This window comes from Kribbella sp. NPDC056951 (genome assembly GCF_042674205.1).
GTDB classification, from domain to species: domain Bacteria; phylum Actinomycetota; class Actinomycetes; order Propionibacteriales; family Kribbellaceae; genus Kribbella; species Kribbella yunnanensis.
Genome location: NZ_JBHUQZ010000008.1, coordinates 1 through 7,587 on the forward strand (window position 1 = coordinate 1; position 7,587 = coordinate 7,587).

The 7,587-nt window shown below is 67.3% G+C and carries 4 protein-coding genes; all 4 read left to right on the plus strand.

Annotated features, from left to right (window positions below):
* Positions 1–1,377: hypothetical protein (locus ACFTSF_RS27800; protein ID WP_380156896.1), on the plus strand; the 1,377-nt coding region annotated here is incomplete at its 5' end.
* A gap of 30 nt (positions 1,378–1,407) precedes the next feature.
* On the plus strand, positions 1,408–4,266 hold the full coding sequence (locus tag ACFTSF_RS27805) for a BTAD domain-containing putative transcriptional regulator (RefSeq protein ID WP_380156898.1): 2,859 nt from the start codon (positions 1,408–1,410) through the stop codon (positions 4,264–4,266).
* Positions 4,267–4,615: 349 nt separating this feature from the next.
* On the plus strand, positions 4,616–5,623 hold the full coding sequence (locus tag ACFTSF_RS27810) for an ABC transporter permease (RefSeq protein ID WP_380156900.1): 1,008 nt from the start codon (positions 4,616–4,618) through the stop codon (positions 5,621–5,623).
* A 41-nt stretch (positions 5,624–5,664) separates the two neighbouring features.
* Positions 5,665–7,425, plus strand: a complete 1,761-nt coding sequence (locus ACFTSF_RS27815; protein ID WP_380156901.1) for an ABC transporter substrate-binding protein — start codon at positions 5,665–5,667, stop codon at positions 7,423–7,425.
* Positions 7,426–7,587: the final 162 nt, after the last annotated feature.

The window sequence follows — 7,587 nt, forward strand, 5'->3', positions numbered from 1 at the left end:
ACGGCGACCACCGAAGCCCGCCGCCTCTTCGCCCACCTGGCCCTCGTCGGCGCCGACGAGTTCGCCCCCTGGGTCGCCGCCCCACTCCTCAACACCGACGAGCCGACCGCGGCCGCCGTACTCGAAAACCTCGCAGCCCTAGGCCTCATCCAGCTCCGCCGCCTAACCCCACCCCGCTACGGCCTCCACGGGCTTGTTCGTGCCCGTTCGGCTGAGCTTCTCGGCGAAGAATCGGACCGAGCCGAGGTTGAACAGCTCTACCTCGAAACCGTCCTCCGCCTGGTCACCATCGCCGACGAGCACATCGAGTTCGGCGGTGTGGCCTTGGTTCCACTTGCAGCCGCGGGTGGACTAAATCTCCCGGCGACAGCTGCCGAGGCCGCCAAGGGCGCCCCCTGGCTCGATGATGAGCTGCCGGTTGCCCACGCCGCGGTGGAAATGGCGGCGGAGCCCTGGCCGGAGCTTGCGGGGCTTCTGGCCTTCAGGCTGTCCGGCTACCTGGCCGTCCGTGACGAGCGTGAGGCCCGCGAGGCGATCGTCACCTGCGGCCGGGACGCGGCCACGCGGTCCGGTAACGTGGTTCTCGAGGCCGAGATGGACCGAGCGCTGTTCGCTGCTGTCGTGCAGTCGGGGTCATCGAGTCCAGAGCGTCTGGCACCGCTGGGCGAACGCGCGCTCGTCTCGGCCGAGCGCTCCGGTTCGGCGGAGCTGATCATCGCGGCGCTTGCCCAGTTGAGCCGTCTCGCATCGGTCCGGGACGATGTCGACGAGACCAGTCGGATCGCCGATCGCCTGCTGGGGATCGTCGAATCGAATCCGGTGTCCGACGCGTCCAGGGCGCGGGTCCACGATCGCGTCGCCGGCTTGCTGCAGGACCGCGAGCGGATCTCCGAGTCCCTTGAACAGCGTCGGCTCGCGTGCGCGTTCAGTACGCCCGGCACCCGGATCCATGCGATCCGCCTGATCCTGCTGGCCGAGACGGCCATTCTCGAAGCCGACCTCGGCGCTTCGCATCGCGATGAGCTCAGCGCGGCAGTTGCGACGGCCCGTCCGATCGTCGACCGGATCGGCGACGAGCTCGGCAGCGCACACGTCGACAACCTGGACGCGATCACATGCATTCTGTTCGGCGATCTGGAGGCCGCAAGGCTTCTTCTGGATCGCGCGTCGGAGATCTTCGATCGTCGCCCGGACGACGCGGGTGAAGGGATCAATGCCGTCGGCCGGGCTCGGCTGGACCTTGTGGGCGGGCGTCCCGGCCAGGCCCGTGAGATTCTCCGCGCTGCGATCGCGAACCTGGAGAGCAGCGGATTCACGGCCCGGGAAATCAGGGGCCACTGGCGATTGCTCGGATTCGGGCCTGTCGCGCCGGAGTAGCGGGCGCGTCCAGACGCCTACGATGTGCCCGTGGAGTTCCGCTTGCTCGGTGCGGTCCAGATCTGGTCAGGACGTGATCAGGTCATCGTCCAACGGCGGCAGGAGCGGTTGATCCTTGCCGTGCTGCTACTGGACCCAGGTAAGACAGCGTCCCCCGAGTGGCTGATGGAGCTGCTCTGGCCGGACGCGATGCCCACCAACCCGCGGCGGGCGTTGCAGGTGTATATCTCGCGTCTCCGTACCATGCTCGATGTCGAACTCACCGGCGGCCGGGACGGTTACGCCATTCAGGCTCCACCGGGCAGTACCGACATCGATCACTTCCGGACTCTGGTGGCGCAGGCTCGGCGTCAGGACGATCTGGAACAACGCAGCAAGCTTCTGATGGACGCTCTGGGGCTCTGGCGTGGTCCTGCGCTGGCGGACGTCGCTACAGACGGCGTCCGTGAGCGATTGTGCGCCGGACTCGAGGAAGAACGATGGGCGGCCGAAGAGCTGCGGCTGAGTACCCAGCTCTCCCTAGGGCACCACCAAGACCTGTTGCCGCAGTTGGCGGAGCTCACCGCTGCCCAGCCAACCCGCGAGACCTTCGCAGCCGCCTCCATGCTCGCCCTGTACCGCTCTGGCCGTCAGACCGATGCACTGTCTGTCTATACAGCTCTTGTACGGCGTCTGGACGAGGAGCTCGGTCTTGAGCCGGGGGCCGAGGTGCGGGATCTCCAGGTCGCGATTCTGCGGCAGGATCCGTCACTCGACCTCACCGTTCCTTCCGCGGCACCACGTGAGCTCCCGGCCGACGTGGGTCTGCTGATCGGCAGGGACGACGTACTGGAGGAGTTGTCGGCGGCACTCCTCGGTCCCGCGCGCACCGGCGTACCAGCTGTTGTCTGTCTGTATGGGGCAGCCGGCACCGGCAAGTCCGCAGCGGCGGTGCGGCTGGGGCATCGGTTGTCGGAGTCGTTCCCGGACGGGCAGCTGTTCGCGCGCCTCCAGGACGTGAACGGGCAGAGTTTGCCCGCGCGGACGGTCCTTGGGCAGTTGCTGCGGTCGCTCGGGGTCGATGGTTCCGAGCTGCCGGAGTCGCTGGACGAGCGGGCTGCATTGTTGCGCATCCGCTTGGCCGACAAGATGACTCTGCTCGTCTTCGATGATGCGCTCGATGCCGGTCAGCTGAAGCCCTTGCTTCCGGCCGGCGGCGCCGTGATCGTCACCTCACGCCGGCCGATAGTCGGTCTGGAGGACGCGATCCACTGCGAGCTGCCGCCGCTCTCCGACGAGACGAGCGCAGAACTCCTCAGCGCAGTTTCCGGCCTGAGCGCCGCCGGAGTCGCTGAAGTGGTCCCGCACTGCGCCGGGCTACCACTGGCCCTCCGGATCGTCGGCGCGCGCCTAGCCCTCATCCGCGAGGACGTGGCCGAAGTCGTGCAAACCCTCGCCGACGAGTCCCAACGCCTCGACTACCTGGTAGCCGGCGACCGAGCCGTCCGAGCCAGCCTCGACCTGACCCTCAGTACGGCGACCGCCGATGCCCGCCGCCTCTTCGCCCACCTGGCCCTCGTCGGCGCCGACGAGTTCGCCCCCTGGGTCGCGGCGCCCCTTCTCGACACCGACGAGCCGGCCGCGGCCGCCGTACTCGAGAACCTCGCAGCGCTGGGGCTCGTCCAGCTCCGTCGTCTTTCCCCGCCCCGCTACGGCCTCCACGGCCTGGTTCGCGCTCGAGCCGTGGAGCTCCTGACCCCTGTGTCCGAGCGGGCCGAGGTTGAGCAGCGCTACCTTGAGACAGTCCTCCGGCTGGTCACGATCGCCGATGAACACATCGACCACGGCGTCACACCTGTGGTCCCACTGCTGGCCGAGGGGGGTCTCGATCTACCGGAGGCCGCCGGTGAGGCGGCTCGTGGTGCAGGTTGGCTGGACCTCGAACTGCCGGTGGCCCGTGCTGCGGTCGAGTTAGCCGCAGACGGTTGGCCGCGAGTCGCCGGTCTGCTGGCCTACCGTCTGGCCGGGTACCTCGCGACCCGGGACGGGAGGCAGGCCCGCGAGACGATCCTGCTGCTGGGCCGCGAGGCGGCGGTCCGGGCCGGCGTGGTGGAGCTGGAGGCCGAGCTGGACCGCGCGGTCTTCGCAGCGGCGGCCCAGTCGGGCCACTCCACGCCGGAACAGCTGGCACTCCTGTCGCGACGCACGCTCGAGTCCACCGAGCGTTCTGGTGTGCCGGCGTTGATCATCGCGGCGCTCGGCCAGGCGAGCTACCTGGCAGGTGTGGCCGGTGCCTACGACGATGCAATCCGGCTGGCCGAGCGGATGCTGGCGATCATCGACGCGAACCCCGAGGCCGAGTCGTCGCGAGCGAGGGCCTACGACCAGTTGGGCGGTGGCCTCCACTACCTGGGCCGGATCCCGGAGGCCATCGCGGCAAAGCGACAGGCCTGCGAACTCAGTACGCCGGGGACGCGGCTTCATGCCATCCGGCTCGTGCTCTTGGGAGAGGCCCTCATCGCCGACGCCGACCTCGGAGCGGCGCACACGGACGAGCTCAGTACCGCCCTCGCCGAAGCGCGAGAGATCGTCGAGCGGATCGGCGATCCGTTGGGGATGGCGCACATCGACAACCTGGATGCCTGTGCCCTCCTGCTGCGCGCAGAGTCGGCGGCAGCCGAGAAGCTGCTGCGCCGCGCGGCTGAGGTGTTCGCCGAACGCCCGGACGACTCAGGTGAGGTCGTCAACGTCATCGGCTGGGCTCGGCTGTATGCCGCGACGGACCGGCGCGAGGAGGCTCGGCGCGTTCTTGCCGAAGCATTTCGCAGGGTGGGGCTCGACGACTATCTGGCCGTCGATCTGAGGCGCCAATGGCAGTTGTTGGGCTTCGGGTCTGAGCCAATCGGCTGATAGCCGCTGAACGTGCAGGATTGTTACATTCTGTTATTTTGTGGCACAAATTGGCCACTGTCGGTGCTGTGCCGACGCGTTTCGCGAAGGATCGACTGCGAACAGTGACCGTTGGGGGCAAATGTTCCGGTCAAGTACCCGTTCCGGTAACGATTTGTGCACTGCTGTCGAGCACCGCTGGTTTGGTGTCACAGTGTCAGGCAGGCTAGCGCGCGGCTGGGGGGTTTACCGGTGTCAAGGGGATTTGACGCAGGCCCTTCCAGCGAGCGAATGTTCGGCACGATCTACAGACCGCGCCGGACTTCTGGACCACCACAACCATCCGGCTGACAGAGCTGACGGAGCGCGAATGAGCATTGGGTCACCAGACTCGACCGTTGGGATCGAGGACCACCCGGCCTCTGCGGAGCCCGAGCGGGCCAAAGGTGTCGCGCACGGTAAGTCGCCGACCCGGATCGCGATGGACCGGCTTCGCAAGGACAAGGTCGCGATCACCTGCGCCTCCCTCGTGCTGTTGTTCATCCTGCTCGCGATCCTGGCACCGGTGCTGACCAAGCTCGAAGGCTCCGACATCGGTACCTTCCACCCGGACCTCGTCGACGCCTACGGTTTCCCGGTCAGCGGCCCGACCTCCACGCACTGGTTCGGTGTCGAGCCCAAGACCGGGCGGGACAACTTCGCCCGTTGGGTGTACGGCGCCCGCCCGTCGCTGATCGTCGCGTTCGTCGCGACCATCTTCGGCACCGTCGTCGGTGTCGTGATGGGTCTGCTGGCCGGCTTCCTCGGCGGCTGGGTCGACCGGGTCATCTCCTGGGTCATCGACTTCGTGCTGAGCCTGCCGTACCTGCTCTTCGCGATCGCGATGGTGCCGATCGTCGAGCAATTGCGCGGCGGTTCGTTCAACCTGACGCCGGCCGAGCAGGCACAGATCAGATTCTTCGTACTGATCTTCGTGCTGTCGTTCTTCGGCTGGGCCGGCCTGGCCCGGATCATCCGGGGCGAGGTGCTGTCCCTGCGCGAACGCGAGTTCGTGCTGGCCGCCAAGGCGATCGGGGTGCCGACGCGGCAAGTGTTGTTCAAGGAACTGCTGCCGAACCTGGTGGCTCCCATCGTCATCTCGGCCTCGCTGGCGCTGCCGGCGTACGTAACAGCTGAAGCCGGATTGTCGTTCCTCGGTGTTGGCCTGATCGAGCCCGTCCCGTCCTGGGGCCAGACGATCGCCACCGCCACGAACTGGTTCAAGGCCGACCCGATCTACCTCTGGCTGCCGGTGCTGGGCATCACCATTCTGGTGCTCGCTCTCGCGCTGCTGGGAGACGCGGTCCGCGACGCCTTCGACCCGAAGACCCGCCGGTAGCCCGGCGTTGCCCCGAGCGGCAGAAAAGGAGAAACACAACCATGCAGTGGAAACGGATCACCGCGGTGGCGGCGACGGTCATGCTGGCCGCCGTGGCCTGCGGCAGCCCGTCGTCGAACAGCGGCAGCAACCAAGGCGGCGGCGGCAACGCGGGCGGCGCGCAGGAGAAGGCGACCGACCCGGCTGCCAAGGGCCCGGCGAAGCCGATCGAGGGCGCCAAGCCTGGCGGCACCATCACTGTCCTCTCGGACGTCACGCCGGACACCTTCGACCCGACGAACATCTACTACGTCGACGGTAACCAGATCGGCAAGCTGATGTACCGGGCGCTGACCCAGTACCGGCTCGACGACAAGACCGGCAAGCCGGTCCTCGTGCCCGACCTGGCCGACGACCTGGGTACGCCGTCGGCCGACGGCCTGACCTGGACGTTCAAGCTCAAGCAGGGCATCAAGTACATGGACGGCACGCCGGTCAAGGCTGCCGACTACGCGTACGCGATCAAGCGCTCCTTCGCGCACGACCTGTACGACGCCGGACCGACGTACCAGCAGCAGTTCTTCAAGGACGGCGGCAAGTACAAGGGCCCGTACGTCGCGGGTGGCGAGAACTACGCCGGTGTCGAGACGCCGGACGAGAGCACGCTGATCATCAAGCTGGACAAGAAGTTCAACGACCTTCCGTACTACGCGGCGTTCCCGATGTTCACGCCGATCCCGCAGGCGAAGGACACCAAGAAGAACTACGAGCAGAAGCCCATGACGACCGGCCCGTACCAGGTCGAGTCGTACACCGCGGGCAGCCAGCTCAAGCTGACCAAGAACCCGAACTGGGACCCGAACACCGACCCGGTGCGCTACCAGTACCCGGACAAGTTCGACTTCAAGTTCGCTCAGGACACCATCAAGGTGCAGCGGCAGGTCCTGGCCTCGGCCGGACCGGACGCCAGCTCGCTGAACTACAGCAACCTGGACGTCAGCCTTTACCCGGAGCTGAAGGACCCGAGCCAGCTGGTCAAGGGCAACTCGCCCTGCACGATCACCTGGCCGATGGACACCCGGAAGATCCCGATCGAGGTCCGCAAGCTGATCGTCAAGGCCTACCCGTTCGACTCCTGGCGCAAGGTCTCCGGCCAGGCTCCGGACAGCTCGTTCCCGGCCTCGACGATTCTGCCGCCGGCCGTCCCGGGCTACGAGAAGTACGAACTGCCGGGCATGAACGGCACCGGTAAGGGCGCTGAGGACCCGGCTGTCGCGGCCGAGGTGAAGTCGGAGCTGGAGAAGCTGGGCAAGTCCAACTTCGAACTCTCCTGGTACTTCTCCAACGACGACCCGATCGCCACGCAGGTCAACCAGCTGCGCACGCAGGTCTTCGAGAAGGCCGGCTTCAAGGTCAAGGCCACCGGTGTGCCGAAGGCCAAGATCCGCACCCTGACCGGTGACCAGAACGCTCCGGTCAACCTGGGCAAGACCCCGGCCGGATGGTGCTCCGACTGGCCGTCGGGTACCAGCTGGTTCCCGGTTCTGTTCAAGTCCGACGCGATCGAGCTGGGTAACAGCATCGGCCAGCTGTCCGACAAGACTCTCGACGCCGAGATCGACCGGGTTGCGAACCTCGACCCGAACGCTCAGCTGAAGGAGTGGTCGAAGGTCGACAAGAAGATCCTGCAGGACTACCTGCCGGCGGTGCCGCTGTACTACGCCGGTAGCGCGTTCCCGGTAGGTAAGAACATCGGTCACGCCATCAACGACATGACGCAGGGCATGCCCGAGTTCACGTCGCTGTACCTGAAGCAGCCGTAACCGGTTCGCTGACGGATCTCGCTTGATCTGAGTAAGCAGGGGTGGGGGGGGGGGGGGCCCCCCCCCCCCCCCCCCCCCCCCCGCCCCGGCCCCCCCCCCCCCCCCCCCGGGGCGCCCCCCGCCCCCCCCCCCCGCCGGGGGTGGTGGGGGGGAGGTAGGCCC

Excerpts from the sequence above, each read along its gene's own strand:
- ACFTSF_RS27810 (WP_380156900.1), top strand. The coding sequence starts at position 4,616 with ATGAGCATTGGGTCACCAGACTCGACCGTTGGGATCGAGGACCACCCG.
- ACFTSF_RS27815 (WP_380156901.1), top strand. The coding sequence starts at position 5,665 with ATGCAGTGGAAACGGATCACCGCGGTGGCGGCGACGGTCATGCTGGCC.